The 26,847-nt window shown below is 53.9% G+C and carries 27 protein-coding genes; 10 read left to right on the forward strand and 17 right to left on the reverse strand.

What is annotated here, in order from left to right; genetic code table 11:
• Window positions 1-26 precede the first annotated feature (26 nt).
• The 4 genes from MW898_RS22965 to MW898_RS22980 all read right to left on the reverse strand — a co-directional run bounded on the left by MW898_RS22965 (window position 27) and on the right by MW898_RS22980 (window position 4,596).
• A complete protein-coding gene (locus MW898_RS22965; RefSeq protein ID WP_248910603.1) occupies window positions 27-866 on the reverse strand; it encodes a carbohydrate ABC transporter permease in 840 nt (279 codons plus the stop codon).
• A complete protein-coding gene (locus MW898_RS22970; RefSeq protein WP_248910604.1) occupies window positions 863-1,816 on the reverse strand; it encodes a carbohydrate ABC transporter permease in 954 nt (317 codons plus the stop codon). Before MW898_RS22970 ends, MW898_RS22965 begins: the two co-directional genes overlap by 4 nt.
• A gap of 66 nt (window positions 1,817-1,882) precedes the next feature.
• Window positions 1,883-3,295 (reverse strand): ABC transporter substrate-binding protein, encoded by a 1,413-nt coding sequence (locus tag MW898_RS22975; RefSeq protein ID WP_248910605.1) that lies wholly within the window; start codon window positions 3,293-3,295, stop codon window positions 1,883-1,885.
• Between the two features lie 323 nt (window positions 3,296-3,618).
• Window positions 3,619-4,596: an aldo/keto reductase gene (locus MW898_RS22980; RefSeq protein ID WP_248910606.1), complete on the reverse strand. Its 978-nt coding sequence runs from the start codon at window positions 4,594-4,596 to the stop codon at window positions 3,619-3,621.
• A gap of 115 nt (window positions 4,597-4,711) precedes the next feature.
• On the opposite strand from MW898_RS22980, the gene MW898_RS22985 reads away from it, so the two are divergent.
• From MW898_RS22985 to MW898_RS22995, 3 genes are all read left to right on the forward strand, one after another.
• Window positions 4,712-5,491: an SDR family NAD(P)-dependent oxidoreductase gene (locus tag MW898_RS22985; protein WP_248910607.1), complete on the forward strand. Its 780-nt coding sequence runs from the start codon at window positions 4,712-4,714 to the stop codon at window positions 5,489-5,491.
• A gap of 93 nt (window positions 5,492-5,584) precedes the next feature.
• Entirely contained in the window at window positions 5,585-6,730 is a 1,146-nt protein-coding gene (locus tag MW898_RS22990; protein ID WP_248910608.1) for an ABC transporter ATP-binding protein, read from the forward strand.
• A 13-nt stretch (window positions 6,731-6,743) separates the two neighbouring features.
• Entirely contained in the window at window positions 6,744-7,709 is a 966-nt protein-coding gene (locus MW898_RS22995) for a C-terminal binding protein (protein ID WP_248910609.1), read from the forward strand.
• A gap of 135 nt (window positions 7,710-7,844) precedes the next feature.
• Here the strand turns inward: MW898_RS22995 and MW898_RS23000 are convergent, their stop codons facing one another.
• Window positions 7,845-8,045, reverse strand: coding sequence for a hypothetical protein (locus tag MW898_RS23000; RefSeq protein WP_248910610.1), 201 nt, complete (start codon window positions 8,043-8,045; stop codon window positions 7,845-7,847).
• 468 nt (window positions 8,046-8,513) lie between these two features.
• Here MW898_RS23000 and MW898_RS23005 point away from each other — a divergent pair, with 468 nt between their 5' ends.
• Both MW898_RS23005 and MW898_RS23010 read left to right on the forward strand, forming a co-directional pair.
• Window positions 8,514-8,654: a hypothetical protein gene (locus tag MW898_RS23005; protein ID WP_248910611.1), complete on the forward strand. Its 141-nt coding sequence runs from the start codon at window positions 8,514-8,516 to the stop codon at window positions 8,652-8,654.
• Window positions 8,655-8,770: 116 nt separating this feature from the next.
• Window positions 8,771-8,914, forward strand: a complete 144-nt coding sequence (locus MW898_RS23010; protein ID WP_248910612.1) for a hypothetical protein — start codon at window positions 8,771-8,773, stop codon at window positions 8,912-8,914.
• Window positions 8,915-10,046: 1,132 nt separating this feature from the next.
• Here the strand turns inward: MW898_RS23010 and MW898_RS23015 are convergent.
• The gene (locus MW898_RS23015) at window positions 10,047-10,529 is read right to left on the reverse strand and encodes an Rrf2 family transcriptional regulator (protein WP_248910613.1); all 483 of its coding nucleotides are present in this window, start codon (window positions 10,527-10,529) and stop codon (window positions 10,047-10,049) included.
• 248 nt (window positions 10,530-10,777) lie between these two features.
• Here MW898_RS23015 and MW898_RS23020 point away from each other — a divergent pair, with 248 nt between their 5' ends.
• Window positions 10,778-11,569 (forward strand): SDR family NAD(P)-dependent oxidoreductase, encoded by a 792-nt coding sequence (locus tag MW898_RS23020; protein WP_248910614.1) that lies wholly within the window; start codon window positions 10,778-10,780, stop codon window positions 11,567-11,569.
• A gap of 316 nt (window positions 11,570-11,885) precedes the next feature.
• On the opposite strand, the gene MW898_RS23025 is transcribed toward MW898_RS23020, so the two are convergent.
• On the reverse strand, window positions 11,886-12,521 hold the full coding sequence (locus MW898_RS23025) for a helix-turn-helix domain-containing protein (RefSeq protein WP_248910615.1): 636 nt from the start codon (window positions 12,519-12,521) through the stop codon (window positions 11,886-11,888).
• A 131-nt stretch (window positions 12,522-12,652) separates the two neighbouring features.
• Between MW898_RS23025 and MW898_RS23030 the strand changes: the two genes are divergently transcribed.
• On the forward strand, window positions 12,653-13,429 hold the full coding sequence (locus tag MW898_RS23030) for an SDR family NAD(P)-dependent oxidoreductase (RefSeq protein ID WP_248910616.1): 777 nt from the start codon (window positions 12,653-12,655) through the stop codon (window positions 13,427-13,429).
• Between the two features lie 209 nt (window positions 13,430-13,638).
• Here the strand turns inward: MW898_RS23030 and hcsS are convergent, their stop codons facing one another.
• From hcsS to arsD, 4 genes are read right to left on the reverse strand one after another with little or no spacing between them, the layout of a single operon-like run.
• Window positions 13,639-13,827, reverse strand: a complete 189-nt coding sequence (hcsS, locus tag MW898_RS23035; RefSeq protein ID WP_248910617.1) for a halo-CC-star protein HcsS — start codon at window positions 13,825-13,827, stop codon at window positions 13,639-13,641.
• Window positions 13,818-14,186, reverse strand: a complete 369-nt coding sequence (gene hcsL / locus MW898_RS23040; RefSeq protein WP_248910618.1) for a halo-CC-star protein HcsL — start codon at window positions 14,184-14,186, stop codon at window positions 13,818-13,820. The genes hcsS and hcsL overlap by 10 nt, the downstream gene beginning before the upstream one ends.
• Window positions 14,183-16,108, reverse strand: a complete 1,926-nt coding sequence (gene arsA, locus MW898_RS23045; protein WP_248910619.1) for an arsenical pump-driving ATPase — start codon at window positions 16,106-16,108, stop codon at window positions 14,183-14,185. Before arsA ends, hcsL begins: the two co-directional genes overlap by 4 nt.
• On the reverse strand, window positions 16,109-16,435 hold the full coding sequence (gene arsD, locus MW898_RS23050) for an arsenite efflux transporter metallochaperone ArsD (protein ID WP_248910620.1): 327 nt from the start codon (window positions 16,433-16,435) through the stop codon (window positions 16,109-16,111).
• 344 nt (window positions 16,436-16,779) lie between these two features.
• Between arsD and MW898_RS23055 the strand changes: the two genes are divergently transcribed.
• Window positions 16,780-17,169 carry an ArsR/SmtB family transcription factor gene (locus tag MW898_RS23055; protein ID WP_248910621.1) on the forward strand — a complete coding sequence of 130 codons (390 nt, stop codon included), beginning with the start codon at window positions 16,780-16,782 and terminating at the stop codon, window positions 17,167-17,169.
• Window positions 17,170-17,212: 43 nt separating this feature from the next.
• Here MW898_RS23055 and MW898_RS23060 read toward each other — a convergent pair whose 3' ends face one another.
• The 5 genes from MW898_RS23060 to MW898_RS23080 all read right to left on the reverse strand — a co-directional run bounded on the left by MW898_RS23060 (window position 17,213) and on the right by MW898_RS23080 (window position 21,827).
• Window positions 17,213-17,800 (reverse strand): VIT1/CCC1 transporter family protein, encoded by a 588-nt coding sequence (locus MW898_RS23060; protein ID WP_248910622.1) that lies wholly within the window; start codon window positions 17,798-17,800, stop codon window positions 17,213-17,215.
• On the reverse strand, window positions 17,800-18,087 hold the full coding sequence (locus tag MW898_RS23065; RefSeq protein WP_248910623.1) for a DUF211 domain-containing protein: 288 nt from the start codon (window positions 18,085-18,087) through the stop codon (window positions 17,800-17,802). Before MW898_RS23065 ends, MW898_RS23060 begins: the two co-directional genes overlap by 1 nt.
• A gap of 194 nt (window positions 18,088-18,281) precedes the next feature.
• On the reverse strand, window positions 18,282-20,525 hold the full coding sequence (locus MW898_RS23070; protein ID WP_248910624.1) for an amino acid permease: 2,244 nt from the start codon (window positions 20,523-20,525) through the stop codon (window positions 18,282-18,284).
• Complete coding sequence (locus MW898_RS23075) at window positions 20,522-20,962, reverse strand: universal stress protein (RefSeq protein WP_248910625.1); 441 nt, start codon at window positions 20,960-20,962, stop codon at window positions 20,522-20,524. The genes MW898_RS23070 and MW898_RS23075 overlap by 4 nt, the downstream gene beginning before the upstream one ends.
• Before the next feature lie 388 nt (window positions 20,963-21,350).
• Complete coding sequence (locus tag MW898_RS23080) at window positions 21,351-21,827, reverse strand: Lrp/AsnC family transcriptional regulator (protein WP_248910626.1); 477 nt, start codon at window positions 21,825-21,827, stop codon at window positions 21,351-21,353.
• Between the two features lie 326 nt (window positions 21,828-22,153).
• On the opposite strand from MW898_RS23080, the gene MW898_RS26430 reads away from it, so the two are divergent.
• Window positions 22,154-22,576 (forward strand): NAD-binding protein, encoded by a 423-nt coding sequence (locus tag MW898_RS26430; protein ID WP_373689906.1) that lies wholly within the window; start codon window positions 22,154-22,156, stop codon window positions 22,574-22,576.
• Window positions 22,573-24,750 carry an amino acid permease gene (locus MW898_RS23085; protein ID WP_248910627.1) on the forward strand — a complete coding sequence of 726 codons (2,178 nt, stop codon included), beginning with the start codon at window positions 22,573-22,575 and terminating at the stop codon, window positions 24,748-24,750. Before MW898_RS26430 ends, MW898_RS23085 begins: the two co-directional genes overlap by 4 nt.
• Window positions 24,751-25,411: 661 nt before the next feature.
• On the opposite strand, the gene MW898_RS23090 is transcribed toward MW898_RS23085, so the two are convergent.
• Window positions 25,412-26,632, reverse strand: coding sequence for an orc1/cdc6 family replication initiation protein (locus MW898_RS23090; RefSeq protein WP_248910628.1), 1,221 nt, complete (start codon window positions 26,630-26,632; stop codon window positions 25,412-25,414).
• Between the last annotated feature and the right edge of the window lie 215 nt (window positions 26,633-26,847).

Consider the following 26,847-nt stretch of genomic DNA (forward strand, 5'->3'; position numbering starts at 1 on the left):
GCCCACACCGACCACCACCAGAAAGCTCACGCCGCGAACGCCTCCGAGAGGTATCGCCTCGAAAAGACGTACAGGACTGTCGGGGGCGTCCCTATGATGAGCACTTCGACCATGAGCTTCCCCCAGAACACACGCTCGCCTGAGGATCCCGAGACAGTCTGGAACAGCACAGGGACTGCCGGCCGAGGCCCGAACCCGGTGGTCAGCAAGTTCGAGAACAGAAAGTCGTTCCACCCGACGAGGAACGCGAGGAACCCGACAGCAACAATACCAGGGGCCGATAGAGGCAGGACAACCCGAACGAACGCGCTGAACTGCGTGCATCCGTACACCTGTGCTGCTTCCTCCAGATTGGCCGGGAGGGACTCGAAGAAATCCCGCAGGATCCACATCGCAAACGGGACAACGAAGATCTGGTAGGCAATCCAGAGCCCATGGATCGTGTTAAACAGTCCGAGGTCGTGCCACAGCGATGTCACTGGAATAATCAGGACGATATACGGGAACAGCATCGCCCCGACGATGAGGTAGAAGCCTACCTTCCGGCCTGGAAAGCGAGTCCGTGCGAATGCGTAGGCACCTGGGATGGTGATGAGCAGTGCAATGATAGCGGTACCTGCGGCGACAAAGAGGCTGTTGACGAGATTGTCTTTGATTTCGTTGAATCCGGTAACCCATGTCTGTAACGTGGGATCGTGTGGAATGAGGTGTGGTTCGCCGAAAAACTCCGTCGGAGGGCGAAATGAGACGGACACAATAAACACGAGCGGGACAATGATAGTGGCCACGAGGAACGCAATCGTTGCGTAAACGAGGCCGCGATAGAGCAGGTCGCTCGAATCGGTTCGACGTCGGTTGGTACTCATGCTCGACCCACCTCATTCTCCCGCTCGAACTCCCGTATGAACAGGAACACGAATCCGAATGTGATGACGAACAGGATGACTCCGAGGGTGAATGCGAAGCCGAGTTGTCCGCGGTCGTAGGTGTAGTTGTACAGCAGTACAGCAAGAATCGACGTCTCATAGCCAGGGCCACCTTGCGTCATCTGGAGCGGCTGGGAGACCTTAGAGAGGTTCCAGACCATCCGGATGCTGATTGCAACAAGAATCGGTCCTTTCAACTGGGGGAGCGTGATGTTCCGGAACGTCTGCCAGCGGTTCGCCCCGTATACTCTGGCAGTCTCGTAGTATTCGTCAGGTATCTTCTGGAGCCCGGCCGTGAAAATGATAAACATAAACGGCCAGAACGTCCACGCTGTGGCGAACGTGATTACAGCGAGGGCGGTATCACCGTTTGCTGTCCAGTAGATCGACTCTGCGAGCACCCCCCACTTTGTCAGGTAGCCGAACACGGGACCGAGATCGGGTTCAAGTAGGTAAACCCAGATCGTCCCACTCACGAGCGGTGGCATGGCGTATGGGATGAGGAACACGCCGTTGATCACGCTCTTGAATCGGCTAATCTGGCTGACAGCGAGCGCGGCAGCGAGCGCGACAACGAGCTGGATGAACGTCGTTGTCGCGAATAACACCGTCGCCTTCATGGAGATAAAGAAGACGTCCCAGCTCATCAAAAAGGTGTAGTTGTCGAGACCAACCCACTGTGGCTCGCCGACGAACGGCCACTTGTGAAAACTCATCCAGATGCCTCGCATGAACGGGAACCACATCAGAGACACGAGGAATAGGGCTATCGGAACGACCAGAAGATACGAGAACCAATGGTCCCGCAGTACGCTCTCTATTTCATCAAGCCGGGAATAGCGGCGGACCGACTTGGCACGGTCAATAATTGTCCAATCCGAACTTGTCATTGTGACACAGAGCCTCTCGAATCGTAATAAAGATTCGCCCTCGCGCAAGGCGAGCGGCGTGCGGTGCTACATGCTGAAGTCGATCTGCTGTCGCGCTCGCTTTGCAGCCTCGTCGAGCGCCTTTTCGGGCGAGGTCTTCCCCCGAATAGCGTTCTGCAAAATCGGAGGCGTGTCACCCATCATCGCGGTGAGGTGTTGAGGGTGTGAGCTCCATCCAACTTCCGCGATCGTGTCCTCTGCAGTAGTGATCATCGTTTCGCCGAGACGGTGGGACGCTCCCTTGATTTCGGGCCAGACGTTTTTGTTCACCGGTGCACCGCCAGTGAACGTGTGGAGCTCCTTCTGGAACTCGTCTGTGAGCATGAAATTGATGAACTGCTTGCCCGCGGCCTGCTTTTTCGCCCACTCATCTTGTCCAACTCCCTTGGGTGCTCCCATGATTCCCGCGGCATAGATGAAGTACGCCCCGCGGTTGTTGGCGGCGCCCTTCCACATAGGTCCATACTGGATAGTTCCGTCCTTAATCATGTCAGGAGCTCGTGACAGGAACATTCCGTGGCTCAACGAATTGAACTGCATCATGCTAACTTTACCGTCGATGAGCAGTTGGACAGACTGCTCATCGGACATTGAGGGCGAATTCGGGTGAGATAGCTCGTGTTTTTGAAAGATGTCTACGTATTTGCGGAACCACTCTTTCCAGACCGCGTTGTCGAAGTTCACGTCGCTCCAATCGGGTGCGAGGAACAGACCGTCGGCACCACCTTCCGCTGTCGTCCACATTGCCAGCGTCTCGTCAGTGATGTCGCCCTGATCACCGAAGATCTGGTATCCGTAGTCGGCTGGACCGTCTTCCTGAAGTTGCGTTGCAACCTGTACCAGGTGGTTGTAGTTTTTGGGCGGGAAGTCGTCCTCAGGACTAAGGCCTGCTGCCTTGAAGTGATCCATCCGTGCGACGAAGGGTCGGCTCAAACATAGCGCGGTCGGCATCTCAACGACATCAGCGTCGTAGCCATTGTAGACGTTACGCGCCAGTTTGAGGCTCCACTCCATCCCGTCTAGGACTGAGTCATCGATACTGTCCATGTAGCTGTCGGCGGGTTCAATCCAGCCGGGCTTGATGAACTGACCGGAGAGGAAATTGTTTGAGTTGTAGATCGCCGGTCGCGTACCGCCAGCGATGTTCTGGCGCCACTTTCCGCCAGCGATGTCCCCAAACGACGTGTAATTTCCTTGGATGGTCAGCGATTGCTCGTTCTCGAACTGCTTAACGAGCTCTTTGACCCTATTGTTCGCGTACTCTGACTGGGAAGGATACCACGTCCAGTACGGCAACTGGACGCCGCTCCCGTCCGTCCCGGGCGTCGATGAATCGTTTCCACCGAGACAGCCCGCCATCGCGGCAGTGCTCGCTGTGGCGAGAAGCCCAGTACACTTCATAAATGACCGACGGCCGATTGGCTTACCATGCTCCGTCATACCCCCAAGAGAGGAATACATATTATTAAAACTTTCTCCCACACCGATTCATTAGTGGGAGCAGCACAGCAAGGTTGTTGTCGTCGAAAGAGAGAAACTGATCGGTTAGACAGCCAATATCCATCTCGTTACCCGTCTCAATTTTCAATGGAGTTCAAATTCTGAGAAATAAATCCCAAAGCCACCGTCCAGAACCCTCATTAGAGCGTCTAATCTCCGAGACATCAAGCGCAGTGCACCGAAACCACAGCATCAAAAACAGCGAGTTAGAATTAGTATCCACATTATTACATAGTGCGTTGTCGCTTTCGGACCATCACGGTTCACGAATGGCCAAGAACCTCGACCGGCTTGTACGGTTCCTCAATGTAAGCGATATCGCTGTCTGATAGTGAGACATCGAGGGCCTCGACCGCATCTTCGAGGTGCTCGACGCTCGTGGTCCCAACGATGGGAGCGTCGACCCAGTCATTGTGGCACTGCCATGCCAGACTGAGTTGAGCCATTGTCACTCCTTTCTCGTCGGCGAGTTCCTCGATCCGCTCGTTGATCTCCTCACCACCCCGGGAACGGTAGACTGCCTCTCGTTCGTGGAGGAGTTCGTCGGTTTGGGTCCGAGTCGATGTCGACTGCTCGTCGTGAGGACGCGCGAGGAAACCGCGCGCCAGTGGACTCCATGTGACGACACCGACGCCTTCCATCTCACAGAGGGGCATCATCTCGCGCTCTTCCTCGCGATAGGCGAGATTGTAGTGGTTCTGCATCGTGGCGAACCGCTCCAGATCGAGCACATCGCTTGTATGCAGCGCTCGGGCGAGCTGGTGGGCCCACATCGTGCTCGCGCCAACGTACCGGGTCTTCCCGCGACGGACAGCGTCGTCGAGCGCCCGGAGCGTTACCTCGATGGGCGTGTCGTCGTCCCACCGGTGGGTCTGATAGAGGTCAAGGGTGTCCATCCCGAGCCGGTCGAGGGTCGCGTCGAGCTCCTGTTCGATGGTCTTGCGAGAGAGCCCTCCCGAATTGGGGTTGTTGGGATCGGTCTGAAAGTACACCTTCGATGCGACCACCATCGCGTCCCGGTCGTACGGCTCAAGTGCCGTTCCGAGGATGCGTTCGCTCTCTCCAAAGGAGTAGTTATTCGCTGTGTCAAAAAAATTGATTCCAAGGTCAATCGCTCGCTCGATGATTTCGTGGCTTTCCTTACGGTCGAGCATCCAGTCGTGTTGGTTCCCAAAGCTGTTGCATCCCAAGCAGATGCGACTCACTTTCATCCCAGTGCGACCGAGTGTCGTGTACTCCATGTCGATACCGATCAACCCATTTGAATAAAGCTTTGGGTGAGTGCCACGCTGCGAGAGTGATCGAACCCATCGGACCTGCGAAAACTACAAGTTCTGTCGACGTCGTGTCCACTGCATGACTCAGACCCTGTCGGAACAGACAGCCATAGTCACCGGATCGAGCAGCGGGATCGGAAAAGCCATCGCAGAGGAACTAGCGGTGGCTGGGGCAAACGTCGTGACCAACTCACGCTCGGAGGAACGAGCGGAACACGCTGCCGCAAACATTGAGCGTGCCGGCGGAACCGCCGTCGGTGTCGCGGCCGACGTGACCGATCCCGACTCTGTCGCCACACTTGTCGACGAAGCCGTCGACGAGTTCGGTCGGCTCGACATCATGATCAATAACGCCGGCACGAACGTCAGAGGGCCCGCCGAGTCATTCGACCCGGCGGACTGGCAACACGTCATCGACGTGGACCTCTCGGGAGTGTTCTTCGGTGCCCAAGCGGCCGCCCGTCGAATGATCGAGCAGGGCAACGGCGGCCACATCGTCAACATCTCCTCGATAATGGGCGAAGTCGGGCTGCACGAGCGGGCGGCGTACTCGGCTGCGAAAGGCGGGGTGAATAACCTTACACGGACGCTGTCGGTCGAATGGGCCGAGCACAGTATCCACGTCAACGCGCTTGCACCCGGCTACATCAAAACTGAGATGACCGACGAGGCGCTCGCCGAAGTCGGCTTTACCGATGCGAACGTGCGAAACCGTACCCCGCTTGAGCGCTGGGGGTCCCCTGAAGAGATGGCCACTTGCGTACGCTTCCTCGTGGAGGGGGACCACTTCGTGACAGGCGAAGTGCTTCACGCCGATGGGGGCTGGTTGGCGTTCGCCTGGGGAAGCAGCGGCGACTAGAGCAGCAATCTGCGTGGGGTAGGGAAACCAGTGTCATCAGAACGGCGGAGATCACCGAGGTCAATATTATTAAGTAGGAGAGTGCACCTTTGTATGAGTATGGCTACAGATAGCATTCAGCAGGAAACAGATCTGTCTGCGGACGACTCCGACATCCGGATCCGCATCGAAGATCTTCAGAAGACGTTCGCCAATGGGACGGTTATCGCAGCCGAAAACATCGATCTCGATATCGAGGACGACGATTTCGTGGTGCTGCTTGGCCCTTCGGGGTGTGGGAAGACGACGACACTCCGATGCATCGCGGGACTCGAGGAGCCAGACTCGGGTACCATTTTCATCGATGACGAAGATGTGACGTACAAGAAACCCAAGGACCACAACCTGGCGTTCGTTTTTCAGCAGATCGCGCTGTTCCCCCATATGTCCGTCAGGCGGAATATTCGATTCGGCCTCGACATGAACACCGACCTCTCTAGCAAGGAAAAGCGCGAGCGAGTCGAGGAGGTTGCTGACCTCCTCGGTATTAGAGATCTGCTCGACCGAAGTCCCTCTGCGCTCTCTGGCGGCCAACAACAGCGCGTCAGCCTCGGCCGAGCGATGGTCATGGAACCCGCCGCATTCCTGCTCGATGAGCCGTTCTCAGCACTCGACGCAAACCTTCGGGACCAGATGCAGACAGAGATCAAGAAACTCCATCAGTCACTTGGGACCGCGATGGTGTTCGTCACCCACGATCAGGAGGAGGCGATGACCCTCGGCAACAAGATCGTCGTGATGAACGACGGCCAGATCCAGCAGATCGGTTCACCCTACGAAATCTACAACGAGCCGACAAGCAAATTTGTCGCCGAATTCATCGGATCCCCGTCGACGAACATGTTCGACTGTATGGTACAAGCTGGGAAAGAGGGTGTGACACTGCGCTCTGATACGTTCGAACTGCACTTGGATGAGCGACGGGCAGACGCGTTCGATGGCATGGACGGTAATTCGGTCACACTCGGTATCCGCCCGGAGTATCTGGAGGTAGACGCCTCCGACCCGCTGTTCGAGGCGACAGTCGACGTCATCGAGCCCCAGGGTAAGTCTGACGCGGTCCACTTGAGCGTCGGTGATGTTGGCATCGTTGCCTCCGTCACTCAGGGGCGCATCGGCCGGAACCGCGAGCGGACAAGCATCGCCTTCGACCGCGATGAGCTTTGGGTATTCGACGAAAGCGGCTCGCGTCTCCTCTAAAAGCGATCACAGCATGACCTTCAACATTATCATCACCGATTACACCTATCCCGATCTGAAGATCGAACGGAACGTGCTATCGACCATCGACGCGACGGTCACTGCTATCGACGCGACGACATCTGCCGAGATCGTAGAGCGAGCGACCGACGCGGACGCACTCATCAACCAGCAGGTACCGATAGACGAAAACGTGTTCGAGGCGTTGAGCAATCTCCGGGTCGTGGCGCGCTATGGCGTCGGCGTCGACAACGTCGACCTCTCGGCAGCCACCGAACACGGAATCACGGTTGCGAATGTCCCGTCGTACTGTGAGGAGGAGGTCTCAACCCACGCGCTGGCGCTGTTGCTAGCGGTAACCCGCAACGTCGTTTCATACGACGAGCATGTGGGAGCTGGTGGCTGGGACTGGAAAGTTGGGGCACCCATTCATCGTCTGGAGGGGAAGACACTGGGATTAGTCGCATTCGGTGCGATCCCGCAGGCACTCAGGCAGAAGATCCGCGGCTTCGACCTTGAGATCCTCGCGTACGACGAGTACCTCTCGACTGATGTGTTCGAAGCGCACGATGTCGAGCAGGTGAGCTTCTGGGAGCTTCTCGAACGCTCGGACGCCGTCTCTGTTCATGCCCCACTGACCGAAGAGACAGAGAATCTGTTCGATCGGAAGGCATTCGCCGCGATGCGTTCCTCGGCAGTACTCGTCAACACCGCACGTGGACCCATCGTGGACGAACAGGCGCTCGCCGAAGCTGTCAGGGACGGCGAGATCGCCGGGGCCGGCATTGACGTGTTCCCCAACGAACCGCCGTCGAATTCGTCACTGTTCGACCTTGATAAGGTCGTCTGTACGCCTCACGTAGCGTGGTACTCTGAGGAGTCGCTGACCGAACTTCGCCGTAAGACGGCGGAGAACGTCGCCAGAGTCCTCAAAGGAGACGACCCGATCAACCGGGTGAACACTCCTGTCGCCGACTGACGGACAACCGGGGAGCTCTGCAGTGTAACGATTCCGACCGCGATGATCGGCGTACCGTCTCGGTCCTCTAACGAGATCATCTGTGGTCTCCGTGCTCACGGTTACCGATCTCTATGAAGTGGAGTCGACCTCGGTTCAAAAATACTGTGACACGTGATGTTTATCCAGCACGAGTGGCCACAACGATGTGTCGATATACCCGCCGTCAACCCTGACGACCTCGTCAATCGAGGACAGAGAGGTCACCTCGTCGGATATGATGGCAGCCATCTCAACACTACGATCTCGGAGCATCCCGGTCACCGACCCGACATTCTTTGTCCAGCGGCTACTCATGTCGCTGTCCGCCCCGTCACTGAGGGAATTCTAGCACGGACACCAGCCTCTATCGCGTATCCCACCGACGACAACGATGTGCAATTCCTTTACCGTCACCAGTTGATGGACGAACGTCTTCGACGCCGATCGTTAGCGAACGGTATGCGGATTTGATACAGCTCGTGAGCAAGGATACAGGACAAAATCGTCCCGAATCAAGTTAGTAACGAATGACTAGGCAAGACTGATTCGTCATTGTTGGATATCCCCTCACATGACGGGTTCTCGACCATCCAATATTGATGGATGTTAGCATATTTCTATGGTACCTCCAACATTATTGAATATATTCATACGAGAAATACTGAAAATTACTAATTCAGTGATCGTCATCCGAGTGATATGGTATCAAATGATACTAAACCTCCGTCGAGGACCTAAATTCGTTCGATTGAAGAAATATTCAAGATTGTTGGAATTTCCGAAATGCACAACGGAGCAACAGTCACGGAAATCACAGAGGGTCTCTCGATCTGGAATGAGACTGAATACCGTATCGGGCTTCACGTCCACCAACACGACAGGTATGCCAACCACCAGTTCGTGATCTGTGATGCCGCCAAATGAGAAATCGACAAACTCGTGGACAACCGAAAGATTCGCAACACTTGGCGTCGAGGAGATCAGGTACTTCATCGAGAACAGTGACTGGAGGAAGAGATCGACGGTCGACGTCCCAGTCAATGGACCCAACGGAATCGCTCAAGTGCGATCGCCGGTTCAATCCGAAGCGTCGGACTCACGAAAACATCGATGACAACTCCGAGGCAGTTATGAATTCCGTGAACGGTGGCCGACTTCGCTACGATCGCTGCTATGCCCACTAAACCATTTTATCGATCCGCCACACCGCAGACTCTGGCCGTGCTATTACAGATCTACTGGTGTAACGGTTCGGCGTTCTCTATTGACGATAAGCAGCTCTCGTCAGTCCTTTTCTCCCAATCGTAATCTTATCTGGAGGTGCAAGCCGAGGGCATTACAATAGTACTTCTGTAATCGACTCGGTCGAATGAGATCACACGGGATCTTGGGACCGTATCCTCCTTACAGAGCAGTGTAGGTCATGTCTACCATGCAATCGTGCAACGAGCAACACGACACGATGGTATAACCTCTTGGATTCTCTCAAAGGGGCATCGAACCTAGTCGGTAAGATAGATCAGAAATATCCACTCGTTCAATGTAAATTCAAGAAATACACGTTCAGATATCTTAGTGGGCCATCGGCGAGTACATGATACCGGTAGTGTGATGATCCAGCACCCTATCTTCGCAGCGATTGTATCTATGACGAGAAGACACAACAATTCCTTGCTGAATAGAAACGTAGACAGAGCGGATCATTACCATCAGATCCATCGCTCTTCGTCCTCGGGATTCAGTTCATGATGCTCTCACATTGCGATGAGTGCTAGCTCTCTGATCATGAACTCCACTCACGATGATGTCAGAAAGAGCGAAAGAACGTGCCTCGCTATTAACGCATGAAACTGATGAACGCTGCACTGAGCGTCAGATAAGTGCCGAGACGTTCGATCATATTTACATCCGTATGTGAGTCATTATTATTAATGGCTCAACGGTGCTCGACCGCTTCGCTGAGTGGGACGATCTATCAGCCAACGGTCTGAACGATTTTTGGATCTACCTGTTTTGCAACCACGTCCGGACGCATTCGGCTTTGAGGGAATCAGAGATCAGTCGATAGTCTAGCGAGCCACACTGAGCGATTCAGTGACGACCGCTTGGATGCGGTCGCTATCATGCGTTCGAAGCATTCGCGTACTTACTGGCACAAATTGTGTTTCTGTGTCGTCCCAGAAATCCGAGACATATACCTTGAGGCGATGCAGCGCCTACTCGCGGAAGCGATCAGAATAACACAGACCGTGGCCAATCCAACCCTACTCTGAACAGGGCGCTAACTCGCATCAGTGTTGAGTTTCGAGTGGATTTTTATGTCTCTTGCTGCTGTGCCCGAAACTCAGTTGCCACTTCGATGATAGGACGCTCGTGTTCGGCTTCAACATCGGCGACAATCTCCTCGGTGAGCGAGGCTATCGTCGCGTCGGCGAGTCTTTCCTCAAAGGCTTGCTCTGCGGACGCGAGCATATCGCTGATCGCCGGAGGCATCCGACAACCGACCGGACACTCCTTATTCGGATAGTTGTCGTAGGATTGGAGCAATGGGCCGGTATCAATGGCGCGGTAGACGTCGAGCAAAGTGATTTCCGCTGGAGAGTGTGCGAGTTCAAATCCGCCGCTGCGGCCGCGCTGGGATCGGACGACACCAGCGTCCTGAAAGTCCCCCAATAGCCGACGAACGACTACGGGATTCGTGTCGACGCTGTAGGAAATTGTTTCGGAGGTAGTCGGCCTGTCCCACACGGCCAGCACGACAAGCGTGTGTACACCGGCTTGAAACCGCGTGTTGTTCATGGCTCCATTTCAGTACTGAGTGGCTAAATCTCCATCGCCGTTCTATTGGTGCGATACTGATACGTCGAAGCAATCAGAATGCAGTGCGTTTATACGATTCCAAATCGTAACTAGCGTTGTTACGATAAAACGTAACGGGCAAATCACCATGCATAGCCTGTTCAGCTCCCTCATGGGGAACTTGCTCGACGAAACGAACATCAGGCCGTCGTGGCCTGAGTCAACCGAACGACGCAGGAGAGATAACCATGGCAGCAACCAACACAGAGACAGCGGAGTATAACGAGCAGAAACTAGAGAACAAGGTCGCGGTCGTCACTGGTGGCAACAGCGGTATCGGCCGAGCGATCGCCGAGAGGTTTCACGCGCAAGGCGCGTCGGTCGCGATCTTTGGCCGGAATCAGGAAACTCTCGACGAAACGCTCGATGCGCTCGGCGGCGAGGATGAGTCGCTTGCCGTCCAAGGTGACGTCACCGACGCCGAGGATCTCGATAAGCTCTATGCGGCCGTCGAGGAGCGTTTCGGTCGAGTTGATATCCTCGTGGCGAACGCCGGGGTCGGGAAGATCCGTCCGTTCGACGAGGTCGACGAGGACTTCTTCGATCAGGTTACAGACATCGATTTCAAAGGTGCGTTCTTCACGGTCCAGACGGCCCTCCCGTTACTGAGCGACAGCAGTTCAGTGATGTTCACTACCACGGGCGCGACCGAAAGGGGTCTCCCAGGATTGTCGGTGTACGCAGCGGCGAAGGCGGCGCTACGCTCGCTGACGCGGTCGTTAGCAGCCGAACTCGGACCGCAAGGAATCCGCGTGAACGCTATTAGTCCTGGTCCGGTCGAGACATCGCTCGTGGAACGAATGGGTATTCCGACCGAGCAGGCGACCGAGGAACTGGGCAACATCGTTGAGCAGCAACCAATCGACCGGTTTGCCCAGCCAGAGGAGATTGCAGCGACAGCAGTGTTCCTCGCTAGCGAAGACGCTTCTTACGTCACCGGCTCGGAAATCGACGTTGACGGTGGGATGGCACAGGTCTGAGCCATATCTGATGTCGGTTATATAGATTAATTATACGTACATATATCTGAAGTGTATGACACCAATGTGAGTTTCGAGTTCAGGCGTGCATTAGAAATCCACTTACTTGACTCCAGATTCATTTAACGCGTCGGGTTCAATCGTCCTTGTCCTAGTGGAAGCGATCGACTCGTCCAGATTCGGTCACTGAAGAAGTACACTGACTTTGACTCACCAATTTGCTCATGTCACCGTTTGCTCGTTCAAGAAATGACAGAGCGTGTCTGCGTGGACAATTGTACAGCGGCTGGTTTGGTCACAACTTCAAAGTGACACACTAAGCGGACGCTTCGGCGACGAACTCCGTAACGATCCTGTTTTCGGCCCGACGAAGCAGTTTACTCATCGACGATTTGTTGATGTCAAACTTCTCTGCTAACTCAGCAAGTGTACAGCGCCGAGTTGCTTCGTAGTACCCCCGTTCGACCGCTTCCGTAACTACCTGCCATTGACGGTCCGTGAGCACCTCGTTCGGGTTGTATGCGTGGGTCAACGAGACGATCTCATACGGGATGTCGATTTCTGTTAGTTGATCCAAATATTCCGATAGCTGCTCTTGTGAAGCCGTTAGTTGGGCCGAATACCACCCGTTTTGAAGACTAACGGGATATTGGGGAACTGTTCCCGAAGATACGAGTACGTCGTACGACTCTGTCATCCGGCTGGTGAACTGAAACACAACCATCCGATCATCGGTGTGGAGTAGCTCGTATGAATCCACTTCCACTAAGACCTCAATATTGCTCATGAGTCTCCCGATGTCTGACGTCTGAACTTCGACAATGCCGAGCAAGCCCTCGTTCGTGGGAATCGTCGCTGATACGTTGAACGTCGCCTGCGGGAACGCAGTCGAGAGCGTAGCCAACCAATCCGCTACTGCCGCTGCGTTGATCTTCAGTCGTAGATGAGCCATTTCGATGAATTTGGGTCGCTCAGTATTTAAACACGGAAACCGGTTTCCGGCAGAGATTACGATGATTGTACGGCAAATACGTATACGGTAATGAGACCACACGAATCCATGTCGACACTGATTGAGAGGCGATGATGAGTCTTGAAACCACAGTTGACGGAACGACTGTACTTATAACAGGAGCATCAAGTGGGATTGGAGAAGTCGTTGCTAAACGATTCTCCGCTGATGGCGCAAACGTTGTTATCTGCTCTCGTACCCAGAAGAACGTCGAGCCCGTTGCCGAACAGATACGAGATTCTGGCAACAATGCGCTCGCTATCGAGTGTGACGTGACCGATCGTGAGGCTGTTAATCGGCTTTTCGCCGTGACAGCTGAAGAATTTGGCACTGTGGATACACTCATCAATAACGCCGGCACGAGGGTCATGTCCGACTTCGATACCATCTCGGAGGAGGAGTGGAAGACTGTTATTGATGTCAACCTCCATGGAACGTATCACTGCACTCAGGCTGCTAGCGAGTATCTCAAGCAGGCCAGTGGAACAGTGATCAACTTCGGCCTTTCCAGTGCTGCAAAGCAGCGCGGGACGCCATCACTAAGCCATTATAGCGCCGCGAAGGCAGCCGTAATCAATCTCACAACAACACTAGCATACGAATGGGCGGACGATAATGTCAGAGTCAACTGTATTGCGCCTGGATTCGTCGCAACCCCAGCTGTCGAAACCGGGATAGGTATCTCAGCAGCAGAGATTGACCGCACCGAAGTCGAGCGGTCCATCGCGCTTCCCGAAGAGATCGCCGATGTTGCAGTCTATCTTGCAAGTTCTAATTCATCACATATCGTTGGCGAGACGATCACTGTTGATGGCGTTCCTCGAATTGATGAAATGCCTGAACTTTGACTATTGGATCGCAATCGTTGGCAAGTCATCCTCTTTCGCCTGAAGTACTTCGATGCCCGGTTCGCAATCTTTACAGATAATGTACTAAGTTTGACCCAGTAAATAGTGCTTAGGTGGATGTCAAAATAAACACAGTGATAACGACTCTCTCTAATTGTCATCGACACCGTGACGAAAAGCAGAGTGTAAGCTATTGATATAGCGTGATATTAACAGCAACCGCCAGCGTCACAAGCGTCGTCGTACTGAATCCCAATCCCTTCGCTGATCGCCTCGTTACACTGCACGAGTATTTCCTCGAACTCTGATTCGGTTGCCTCGGACTGGGTCTGTGTCAGTTCCTCGCCGAGTTCTTTGGCCGCGCTTAGAACGTCGTCGTCAGTAGTGCTCAACAGCACCCACCTCCTGTTGACTGAGCGAACTCGTGACCAATTTCCTCGCTTATCACATCGTTCGTCTCCTGTAGAAGTTCGACGAGCGCGTCTTGGGCGACTTGGTGTCGTCGGATAGTGTCGTTGTCAGCCATCTCCGATTTGAGGTCTTGAAGTTCGCCCATTATCGACTGGTCGAATCCGTCTCGTTGGAGCTGTTGTTGCTTTTCGTCGAATTCTCTGAGCAACGCAGACGCTTCTGCGTCGTTTTCGAGTGCGTTGCTTGCCTCGACGAACTCTCGGTACGTCTCCGATTCTCTGAGTGTCTGTACGAACGTTCGAAGTTTGTCGTCGATATCTTGCTCTCCAGATTGGACTTCGCTCATGAGACTCTCACCTCCTGTTTATTCGTTAGTTCTGCGAGTCCGGTGATCTCATCACCGAACGCGCGCAGTTCATCTAGTCCGACCGGTTCGTCCTGACGAAGCGGCGCGAGCATCATCGGCGTTTCGAAGCGGTCCTTGGTTTCACCGAGATACTTTTTCTGTTGGGCCCGTCGGTTGGCGAAGAAGGCATTGTCGCCATACTTCTCCGGCAGGAGATAGTTTGCGACGACGAAGGCCGTCTCGATACCGACCTGTTCTTGCAAGTCCGCTGCGGCACGGTAGGCTTCCATCATTGGTGTAAATTCGGGATATGTGACGAACGCAAACGAGCTCTGCGCTGGATCCTGCATCGTTTCAATAACCTCGTCGTACTGATCACTTTTCGTTGGCGCTGCTCCTTTCGTCAACGAACCCAGGTCCATGAACCCTTTCCAGTCAGATGGAAGTTCGAGTAAACGAAGCGTGTGGCCGGTCGGTGCGGTATCGAAGACGACGATGTCATAGCCGTCCTTCTCGAAGTAGCTGACGAACTTCTCCAGTGCGGCCATCTCTTCGGCGCACGGCGATTCCAGTTCTTCCTCGACGTTCGCGATCGCCGCTTTGGCGTCCAGTTCGGAGCCTTCTTTATCCGCATACATCTCGTGGACGTGGTCGAGGACCTGCTCGCGGTACTCTTCGAGGGCTTTCTCCTGATCAATACGGGCGGCGTCCAAATTCGATTGGCTCACCGAAGTCGGTTCGTGGCCGACAGTTTCGCCGAAGATATCCTCCAGGTGGGCGGCCGGGTCAGTCGTCACGACCAGTGTTTCGTACCCGGCTTCGGCGAGCTTCGTCGCCGACGTTGCAGCCACGGTACTCTTGCCAACACCGCCTTTCCCGGTGAAGAACAGGTACCGGGTGTCGTCGGTGGGCGTCAACTGCTCGGCGACCGACTCCGGGTTGGCCAGCGCATCGACGTCGACCGATTGCTCGATATCGACATCGGTGGCTGCGCCGACGTCGACAGTCGACTCGTCGCCATCGTAGATGACACTACCGACATCTGACAACAAGTCTAGACCCGCAATTTCACCGGGCTGGAGTGGATACGTGGCCATCGCGTCGACATCGAATTCGGTCTGTACCCGCTCGATGGCTGCCTGTTCGTCGTTTCGCTTTCCCTGAAAAAAGGGGTCCTCACAGACCGACTCAGGGAGGTAGCCGTTTATCACGAGAAACTGAGATTCAATGCCCAGTTCCCCGAGGTCCGAGGCGCTGCGTTCTATTTCGTTGATAGACGACTCCTCGGGTTTGCCCACGAACGCGAACGTGGTTCGGTCCTCGTTCTGAAGCGTATTGATGGCTTGCTCGTACTGGGCCTTCTTGTCCTCCATCGAGGAGGCAGGACCGATACAGGTCGAGCCGCCCTTATCGAGTTCGGCGTTCCAGTCCGAGGGCAGTTCCATCAGTCGGATAGTGTGTCCGGTCGGTGCAGTGTCGAAGACGACTACGTCGTACGCGGGGCTATCCATGAAGTCGACGAAATTATCGAAAGCGGCTATCTCTTCGACACACGGGCTGTTGAGCTGCTCTTCAACCGTCTTGAGTTGATCGTCGTCGAGCAGTTGGCGCATTGGTTCGATGGTTTCCTGGCGATACTCCTCAGCCGCCGTATCGGGGTCGATTTCAATGGCTGAGAGATTGTCAATATCTCTGATCTCGGTCACCTCGTGACCGATTTCTTGCCCGAAGATGTCCGAGAGGTTCGGGGCCGGGTCGGTGGTCACCAGCAGTGTCTCGTAATCGTTGTCAGCCAGCCACGTTGCTGTGGCACAGCTGACGGTGCTCTTTCCAACGCCGCCTTTCCCACTGAAAAAGACGAACTCGGTATCGTCGCTGTGCGGTTCAACGATTTCGCTGGCTGTCGTTTGGTTGCTGGTCATCTATGTTTCTTGTGGGTCGGTAGAATTCTCGATAGTCGATGCGAGTTCGTCATACGAGAGATACGTCTCCTTGGCGACGATCTCGTTGTCGACGACAGTGATCGGGAGAATCGACGGGCCGTGCGCTTCGAGCAGATCTGCAATTTCCTGAGTTTCGAGAAACTGGTCGATGTTGTGTTGCATATTTGCCCGCGACACATCGACGTCGTAGTCGTCTTCGAGCAGATCGAGGGCGGCACTGACTTCGACGAGTTCGGCGTCCGGATCCGGTCCACAGACGCCGGTGGAACAGCACATCGCTTCTTCGTACAGCGTGAGTTCAGTCATTCGTATGTTGGCAGTATTTGTTCAATTGAGTAGTCGATACCTCGTATCGTTCTACAGTCTTCCTCGGAGCATTTTGACCTGAGTTGTTTGAGTATTTGTTCATATGTAGATAAGCGCTTTGGTCGGAGATCCATTTAGACGCAGCTGAGAGAACCGCCGATTGTAGGTGATCTCTTCGAATGATTGAGTCTAATCGTCGCTTGCACTCACCGCTCTTTGTGGGATGGTATCTGCCCGCTCGTATAAATAGGCGGCGGCAGACACGGTGGCTAAATGCTGGATACGCGTCAGAATCCGCGTCTCAGTACGCAACACTTACTTTATGATACACTCAAGTGTAGAGTATGTCCTCGACCGAGCGGTTACAGCGGTATCTCACGGACGAACGCGGTGGCTGTGGTGATGAAGAAATAGCGCAACGGTTGGCTGAACTTGAAGAGTTAGACGCAGCAGCTGGTGGCCCCGCGCTCACGGCTGATGTTGGTGTGTTGTCCGCGCTCGCCAACGAGACGCGGTATAAGATAGTCCGTATTCTCCACATCGCAGGTGAAGAACTCTGTGTCTGTGAGTTTTCGCCGCTTCTCGACGTCAGCGATAGTGCGATTAGCCATGCCCTCTCTCAGCTGACCGACGCTGGGCTCGTGACGCGTCGGAAAGACGGGAAATGGCGAAAATACCAGACAACTGTACGGGCCGACGCACTGCTCATCGCACTCAACGGTTCTCGCAGATGAGCAGAGTTCGACCGATGCTGTACTGCTGTTTCCACAGTCACCGTTAGCCGGGCAGAAAGACATTGAGTATAGCAACGACGATGCCAGCAAGCCCCATCCGAATACCAGCAATATACCATCGTTGCTGCGAAATCGACGCCATGTAGGCTCCGAAGGTGAACAACACACCGACTGCAAGGGCGACCGAGACGAGCGTCGCTTGGAGTAACGAAAGCACCGTTCCTTCCATCAGGAATGGAATAAGGGGAATTACAAGACCAAGCAACGGGCCAAGTCCACTCATAGCGGCGTTGATAACCTGATTGCTCATCTTCTCGCGTTCGACGTGCGTATCGCTCAAGTCGGTGAGCATTGCCGCTTCGGTCTCCTGCAGTTCGGCGCGCATCTCCGCGCGTTCGATCTCCCAGACACTCCAGACACCAGATGTGCAGAGCCCGATGGCAGCTCCGAGCCCAATACTGATAACAGTCAGTCCGTCAGGCACTCCAGAGAGATACGCGCCCACGGTAACCCCAACACCAGTTAGCGCCCCATCGAACCCATTCGAGACAAAATATCGCCGCGCAATCGGTCCGACTTTATCACTCCCGAGCCGCTGTACCAACGACGCCGAATCGGATTCCGGGGCCATTAGTCCTGAGCCGTCGGTTCATCCTCAACGATGTACTCTCCACAGGCGACCTGATCGACCGAATGGACGCTCGCGCCTGCATCTTCAATCACCGCTACAACGTTGTCGTAATCGATGTCCTCCCCTTCGATGGTGAACTTGATGTTGCGAACCTCCTCATCCATCTCTAAGAGAACAGCGTTTACACCGCTGACGCCGTCAGTGTCTGCGACCTGTTGTGCAATCACGAGCATGGTCGGTTCGTGCGGCTTGAGAATATCGATTACCAACTGACGAATTGTAGCCATACGTTCTTGCTATAGAAGCAGACAATAAGGATGTGTTGATGACCAGCTCCGCGGACGGTTCCCGACAGAAACAGAGTGGATATGACAGGTTTTTGAATTATAACTCATCTGCAAAGACGTCGTTCAGCGCAGGGTGTGGCTACTTCATCCCACACCACCGGTTCCAGTGCTGTCAGTGGGTTCACATGGATCGATTAACCCAACAGCCGCTCTAACAGTGAACGGTCATGTGGTCGCTCGGCGAGTAGCACAGTTGTCTCTAGATCGTCGAGAACCGACAGTGTTAGCGATCCGCCAATGATTCTCGAAAGCAATCCACGCTCTGTAGCCCCAACAATGACTAATGTCCGATCAGTTGCTGCTCTCCCGATCGCGGTCTCGACGTCGCCAGTCTCTACCAGCAGCTCGGCCTCGTCCAATCCGTGATCGGTGGCCCATCCTTCGATGAAGTTCTGGCCCGTCGGTGGGTTATCGGTCACGTGAAGAATCGAGACACGCGCGTCGACCGTCTGCTGTAATGCCCGCGCGACCTCCGCAGACAGATCCGAAGAGTGGCCACCGGCGGTCGGCAGAAGGATCTCGCTTGGGTTGAACCCTCGTTCGTCGAGCACGAGTACGTCACACGGTAGATTGTGCATCAACTCGTCCAGTGTCCCTTCCGCTCGGCTCCCAGCGAGGCGTGTTCCCCGATGACCCATAATGAGCCTATCGACATCGTGAGAACGGGCTGCATCGAACACCTCGTCGAGTCCCTCGTGTGAGAGGATTGTCCGCGTCTCGATGGGCACTCCAAGCTCTTCAGCGTCCGTTCGGGCGTTGGCCAAAAGTTGCCCAGACATCTCCGAGATACGCTCGCGCTGGTTGGCTGCAGCCGCCAGCGGTGTCTGGTTCGGCACTTGAATGACGTGGACTGCGAGGAGTTGCCCGCTGTCGTGCTTCGCAAGGGCTGCTGCCAAGGCGACGAGCGAGTGTTCGGTTCGGGGGTTCGAGAGCGCGACCATCGTTGTCGGCGTTTCCATGTCCTCGGTAGTGCCATCTGGAGCAACACTCGCTGCCGCATCGACGACAGGCGAGGGCAGGTCCCCCCCGCGATCCAGAATGTGCTTGCCGAGGAGCCCCTGTCCATCAGCCCGATTGCGTGCGTACCCGAAGTACCACCCGAAGGCCACGACGATGAAGACCGCCGATAGGAATAGCTCTCGCTGGCCGACAAACGCCAGCAGTCCGATCGAGAGAACCATTCCGAGGATGGGTGTGAAAGGATACAGCGGCACGGTGAACACCGGATCGTAGTCGGGATCGGTTTCACGGAATACGATGAGCGCTGCGTTCATCAGTGCATAGACGACGAGGTGGAGGACACTAGCTGCCTTCGCAAGCACCTCGATGTCCTGGCCCAACATCGCAATGAAGACAATAATCATTGCACCTGTGAGGACGATTGACCGGTACGGCGTCGCGTACGAAGGATGGATCTCGTTGAGCCAATTGGTGACGATCCGGTCCCGGCCCATCGCAAAGTTGATCCGAGCCGATGCGAGGATCGACGCATTTGCGCTCGAAGCTGTCGCCAGCAATGCCCCGAGCGTCACGACGGTGACAGCGACACCGGTCAACCCACCAGGGAATGCGACCTGAGTCGCCTGAGTAAGCGGCGCTGTTTGGCTCAGCTCGGGCCAAGGAACCACGCCCAGCAAAATACTCACGAGGACTGCGTAGACGACCGTCACGATGGCGACGCTTCCGATGACCGCGATGGGCAAGTTCCGCCCTGGATTCTTCAGCTCCTCAGCGACTGTCGCAATCTTCGCGTAGCCGAGAAAGGAGACGAAGATCAGCGCTGTTCCTGGGAGTATCGCGCCATATCCTAGAGGAGTGAGGCCGCCATCACTCAGCAGCGTCCCAACATCGAACGACAGCCAGCCCTGAATCGCAAACAGAGCGAGGATCGATAGCAAGATAGTTACGATGACCGTCTGGACGCCACCGGTCTCTTTGGCACCGATGTAGTTGACACCGACGAAAACGGTACCGGCGATGAGTGCCCCTACCTGAATGTCCGAGAGGAATAGAATGTCCGGAATCGGGAGCAGCGTGGTGAGATACTGACCGAAGCCGATGCTGTAGAACGCCGAGGCGAACGCAAGACCCATCCAGTCGCCGAGGCCGGCGATCGAACCGAACAGAGGGCCAAGTGCTCGATTGACGTAGTAGTAGCCACCGCCGGCTTTGGGCATCGCTGTCCCGAGTTCGGAGACCGACAGCGCGTTCACCATCGCGATTAGCCCGCCGATCACGAACGAGACGACGACAATGGGGCCGGCGGTGCTGGCTGCAACGCCCGGGAGGACGAAGATGCCCGCGCCAATCATCGTGCCAATCCCGATGGTCAGCGCTGAGAGCAGCCCAAGGTCCTTCGCAAGTTCCTCGTCGCTCATTCGTTGGTGTCTACGTGTGGGAGGGCAATCACTGGACGGTCCGCGTTCGTAACAAGCTTCGGAGAAAGATCTCCCGAGAGAAACTTCATAACTCGGCCACCACCACGGGAACGGTACACGATGGCACTCGCATTGACCTCGTCAGCAGCCGAAAATATTGTGCCAACGATATCTCTGGCGTAAGCGGTGTGCTCGTCAGCATTAGGAAACACCGTGCGAACAGCGGCATACGATTCCCTTGCTATCTCCTCCGATTGCACAACCGGCGTTTTGTCTGGGACACCTTCTCCTTTCTCTACAACGTGGAGCGTTGTAACGTTCGATGGGCGATACGGTTCAAGTGCGGTCGCCGTCGCGAGAGCGTCGTTTTCGTTGGCGACGGGCAGAAGTACGTGGGCGAGCAGATCCTCGGATTCACCATCAACGCTACCGTGCATGCTCGTCTACTAGGGACAGATCGTTAATAGATTTATGTATAGAACGTTAAAATCGTTGGTATAGTATTTAAACATGGAGACGATTGGGGATTCTGTCCTGTATTCTTTCGATGAAGCGGATAACCGGGGAGCAAATCAATAGAGATCACTGGAACCAATTGGAGAATCTTCGTTTCCAACTAATCGGGAGTACCCCTCTGGAGAAACAATCCAATTCCTCAATAAGTGTTAATTACAACACTATCACAAAGAGAACAATTGCACGTGGCTCTATTGTAATCGTAGAAAGGAGAGTTCGCTTTGTGCAATTGACACTGAGTTGTGGATCTGTTTATTATCTCTCGAGATTCCCGGTGACACGTGTGAGTCTCTTTCTTAATTCGAGCGACTACGACTCGTCTTCTTGGTCGAGGAAACCATGGTAGGGACAGACGAACTCGTCACGTATGAGTTGCTCATCAACGATGTTCAATCCGATTCCGTCAAGCTCTTCGCTTATTCGATTGAGGTCATCGTGATCTTTCCCGATGGCATTCACATATACGTTCCGTTCTCCAGTCATAATCTCCCGAACTGCCGTTACGCCGCGTATGTCACGGGCCTGGTTTGCGAAGTCAGCTCGTTCTGGAACGGGTGCTGTGCAGATGATTTTCGTATAGAGTGGATACCCCGCGAGGTCGTAGTCAATATCGATATGGTATCCACGAACGATACCGCTCGCCTCGAGCTTATTGAGACGTGTTCTTACGGTGCTCGATGAGAGATCAAGTTTCTCTGCGATGTCGCTGGACGATGTTCCTCTGGCATCCTGCTGGAGATAATAGAGGATATGTTTATCTACTGAATCCAATTTGCCATCCTTCATTTGTATCTTATTTTGGTGCTCGGTTCAACCATTAGTCTTGTTCTATCCCAATCATCTAGCACGATATTGACGACAGATCACGAACGATGTTTCATTCTTAAGGAAGGTCAAATAACTCCAGTCAATCATCTGTGACGCTCTGACCTTCTGTTGGACAACGAAATAGGGTTAGATGATCGAGATATCCATATAACGGATAAGGCTTGATATCGGTATAAAATTGACGGATCGTCAAATAAATACTATAGTTTAAGGGCTTCCGTCACATACATGGGAATGAACATACGCAGTCGGAACGAAATTTCATTCGATACTAACCCACGCATATGACGCCGAATCCAACCGACGTAGATGATCGATCCACAGAACATGAAACGAGCTCGTACTACGTGCTGGGTAGCAGACATGTTGGTCCTGCTGTTGCCCGCCGTCTCCGAGTAAATGACCATACCGTTTGTGTATTGGACGAATTGAATGGCCGATCTGAAACATCTGGGTTCGAGGGAGATCAAATAGACGTCCAAACCCTCGAGACGGCTGGAGTGGGTGCCGCATCAGCGGTCGTCGTAGCCACTGAGTCAGACAGCCGCAACTTGCTTATCGCACAGCTCGTTCGAGCTTGCTTTGACGTGACAAATATCATCGTATTGACTAACGTCCCGGAGCACTTTGATATGTTTAGAGAAGCCGGTCACAACCCTGTCTGTGCGACGTCCGCCCTGTCTGACGCGCTCGTCAATACCATATGAAGGAGCTCGAACGCGACCTCGGACTGCCATCCGTACTCGCGATAAGCATCGGGGCGATGATCGGTAGTGGTATCTTCATCCTGCCAGCGCTCGCACTTGAGATCGCAGGAACAGCAGTGATTCTCGCATACGCTCTTGCAGGACTGCTTGTCGTTCCGGCCGCCCTTTCGAAGTCCGAAATGGCGACCGCGATGCCCGAAGCTGGCGGTACATATATTTATATCGAGCGGGGAATGGGCCCGTTGCTTGGCACCATTGCCGGCATCGGGACGTGGTTCTCCCTGTCGTTCAAGGGAGCGCTTGCGCTCGTCGGTGGTGTCCCGTACTTGCTCTTACTGTTCGATCTTCCACTAAAACCAGTTGCTCTCGGACTCGCAGCGTTGCTGATACTCATAAATGTAGTCGGTGCGAAACAGACGGGTCGGCTACAGGTAGCGATCGTGATCGTCATGTTGGCTGCCCTCGGCTGGTTCGCTGCCGGAAGCGCACCCAGCGTCCAGTCCGCCAACTACGCCAACTTCTTCGATGCTGGCGTCGGTGGACTCCTTGCTGCAACTGGATTGGTATTCGTCTCCTACGCTGGCGTCACGAAGGTCGCGAGTGTCGCCGAAGAGGTCGAAAATCCGGGCCGTAACATCCCATTCGGTATTCTTGGGTCGCTCGTATTCACGACAGTGCTGTACGTAGCTATCGTGACGATACTGGTCGGAGTGACGGATTCGAGGAGCGTCGCTGGTTCACTGACACCAGTGGCAGTCGCCGCGGAGTCGACGCTCGGTCAGTTCGGTGTCATCGTCGTCATTCTTGCAGCCATTCTCGCGCTGATTTCGACGGCCAACGCAGGTATTCTCTCCTCATCGCGGTATCCGTTCGCGATGAGTCGAGATAGTCTTGCTCCACCTACTCTCTCAGCGGTAAGCGATCGGTTCGGAACGCCCGTACCCTCAATTACGCTCACTGGAGTGGTGCTGTTGATACTCATTGCGTTCGTGCCTATTCTCGATATTGCGAAACTCGCCAGTGCATTCCAAATTCTCGTGTTCGGACTCATCAATTTGGCTGTCATTGCCTTCCGTGAGGGTAGCACAGAGTACGACCCCGAGTTTACGTCGCCACTGTACCCTTGGATACAGGTGTTCGGTGCCATCACTGGACTCCTCTTGCTGACCCAGATGGGGACGGTTGCTCTCGTTGGGGCCGTTGTCATCGCCGTTGGGAGCATCGGCTGGTACGTGATCTACGTCCGACCGCGGGTGAGCCGAGAAGGGGCAGCGACGGACGCGGTTCGCCGACGAGTCAGAAGAGACGTACTCACAGAAACTAAGTCCGTCATGGACGACACACCCCGTGAAGTTCTCGTTGCGTTCACCAAGAATCTGGATGAGACTCGTGAACGATCGCTGGTTGCCATCGCTGCCGATCTCGTTCGTTCGGACGACGGTCGCGTAGTTGTCGTTCGGTTCGAGGAAGTTCCCGATCAGACCCCTCTTACTGAGGACGTGACGGTTCGGTCCTCCTCAGATATCTCGTACGAAACGCGGATTGAGTCGCTCTCGACGGAGTTGGCGGTCGACATTGAGGCCGACGAGATCGTGAGCCACGACACGAAGCACGCGGTCGTCAACTTCGCAGACAATCGAGGGGTGGACACGATAGTGGCCGAACACGAGCCACTTCGGCTTCGGTCCCGATTGTTTGGCGATCCCATTGATTGGGTTGTTCGCCACGCACCGTGTGATGTGCTTCTCGTGGATAATCTCGGCTACGACCAGCCAGAGCATGTCGCTCTCTCTGGAGATGGTGGACCGCACCCACCACAGGCAGTGAACGTTGCCGAAGCCATCGCCGTCGCGAATGAGGGATATATTTCACTCTGGTATCCCGCTGATCGGAAGAGCACAGAGCAGTACAAGCGTACGATCGATGACTACCAATCCGAACTCTCGGAGATTCTTTCCGTTCCAGTCCGTGTGGAGTCCATCAGAGCCGACGGCGGGCAACCATCGATTCCAGATGTGGTTGTGCGTCGCGGCACTGATGAGAGACTTCGGGGCGTACTGTTCGATGACTATCCAGTTTTCCCAAGTCCAGGATGCATAACGATTACCGTGTATCCGCATAAATCACGCCGACCAGGGTTTGCACGCCGACTATTCGAACACTTTACTTTCTAACTCATTCTAGTGTTCGACGGATTCAATAGTTGCTGCAGCTGAATCGTTGGTTGGAATTGTCTCACACGATGACATACTGACCATGGATTTACTTTGTGCTTGAGATGGAGAAATGTTAGACGATAGACATCCCGAATATCCAATTACATTCATTCGTTTTATACGGCGAGACAAATGTGTCTCGATCTCAACTCCGACTACTACTGTCGTATCACCGTGTGATTCTATGCGACTCACAACGGCTTTTTCACTGGTCTGTCTGCGTTTCGGGACGAAATAAGTATCGTTGCTCAACACGATGCGGGACGCTAGAAGGTCTTCGATCATGTCGTCCGGAATGCCGACGGTTTCTTCCTAATAATAGCTCGTGCAAAACAACAGCGTCGAGCACGATGATCAGTTTTCTTTATATTGGCATCCCACATATAGAATTTTAGTAATTGAACCGATCAGCGAAGACATGAGAATAGTTTTTAGAATGATGTTTAATTTTAAAATCCCAAGGTTAGCATCTCTCCAACCACACCCCCCACGTTTCCGACGTCTCCGTCGTTGATGCACACTAATACCGTGTGTATCACCCCCTACATTTCCGTCGTTTCTCCATCACCCACCCCGGATTTCCGTCGTCAAACGAATGGAAAAGTCAAGGGATCGCTTGTCATCTCTGCATACGAGAATCTTCGAGAATCGTTTCGCGAACAACTTCGGGATCTTCGATAAGACGGTTTTGAAGGTGGATTCCACCAGCACTTCCCTTATTGATCTTCTCAATTTCCACGACGCCAAGAAACGCTTGTTCTTTCAGAATGTCGCGGAAACGCCGAACAGATAAACTATCCATATTCAGTTCCATACAAATGTTCTCGTACTGATCATAAATCCGACCAGTGAGAAACACATCATCCTTGGAGTTGAGACTGAGTTCGGTCAAAGCGAGCAACGCAGCCTTTGCTTGGGTAGGGGCGCCGTTTACAAGTTCTCGAAAACGATCTTTTTCAGCGTGCTGTTGTGCCCGACGGACATGGTTTTCATGAACCCTCTCTGCCTCATCTTCATAGGCCACTTCGCCAGCATGGCGAAGAATGTCGATCGCCTTCCGAGCGTCGCCGTGTTCCTGAGCTGCAAATGCGGCAGAAAGTGGTATAACATCCTCAGTAAGGACACCATCCCGAAAGGCATCCTCACGGTTAAACATGATCTCACGAAGCTGGTTTGCGTCATATGGTTTGAAGAAAATCTCCTTGTGCTGGAAACTACTTTTGACTCGTTCGTTTAGGTTATCGACATACTGGATTTTGTTACTGATTGCAATAACACCGATACTACAGTCGATTTTTCCGGCTTCCTCAGCTCGTGAGAGCTTCATCAAGACACTGTCGTTGTTCATCAAGTCGATCTCATCGAGAATGAGGATGGTAGAATCAAATTGTGTATCAAGCGTCTTCCAAAGAAGTTTGTAATATTTCGATGTGCTGAGACCTGTATACGGGACAGAGATATCGGTGGCTGATTCGTCATTTAGTTTTGCAGCGAGTGACGAAATTACTTGAGTTTCGGTGTTATCTTCCGCGCAATCGATGTACGCAGTGCCAATATCAATATTATCCTCTGCTGCATTTTGCGCACGTTGGCTCACATGTCTTGATACCAACGATTTTCCGGTTCCAGTTTTACCGTAAATCATCACGTTCTCGGGAGAGGATCCAAAAACTGCTCCATTAAGACGTTTTGCAAGCTTGGAGATCTCTTCGTCACGTCCAACAATACGATCTGCCTCTGGGACGTGACCGATCTTTAGGAGATCCTTGTCTGAGAAAATTCGATGGTTAGAGTCAAAAAGTGGATCGTTGACGGTACTTGATGGGGGATCAGACGTCATTGAATACAACGAATTTGGGTGCTAGATGTATAAAACTAGTGGGCAGGTAAACCCCATGTTTCCGACGTATAGTCACTGAATTTGATGGATAGAGCCCGAGTAAGCCAATAATTAGTTTGTCGACACTAATACCAGGTTTCCGTTGTCGACAGATGAAGCTGAAAGATAGCTGTTCGATAAGAACGAAGTGCTGACTACACACCCACCCCACGTTT

Origin of the sequence: Halocatena marina, from assembly GCF_023276375.1 — an archaeon.
Lineage (GTDB): Archaea > Halobacteriota > Halobacteria > Halobacteriales > Haloarculaceae > Halocatena > Halocatena marina.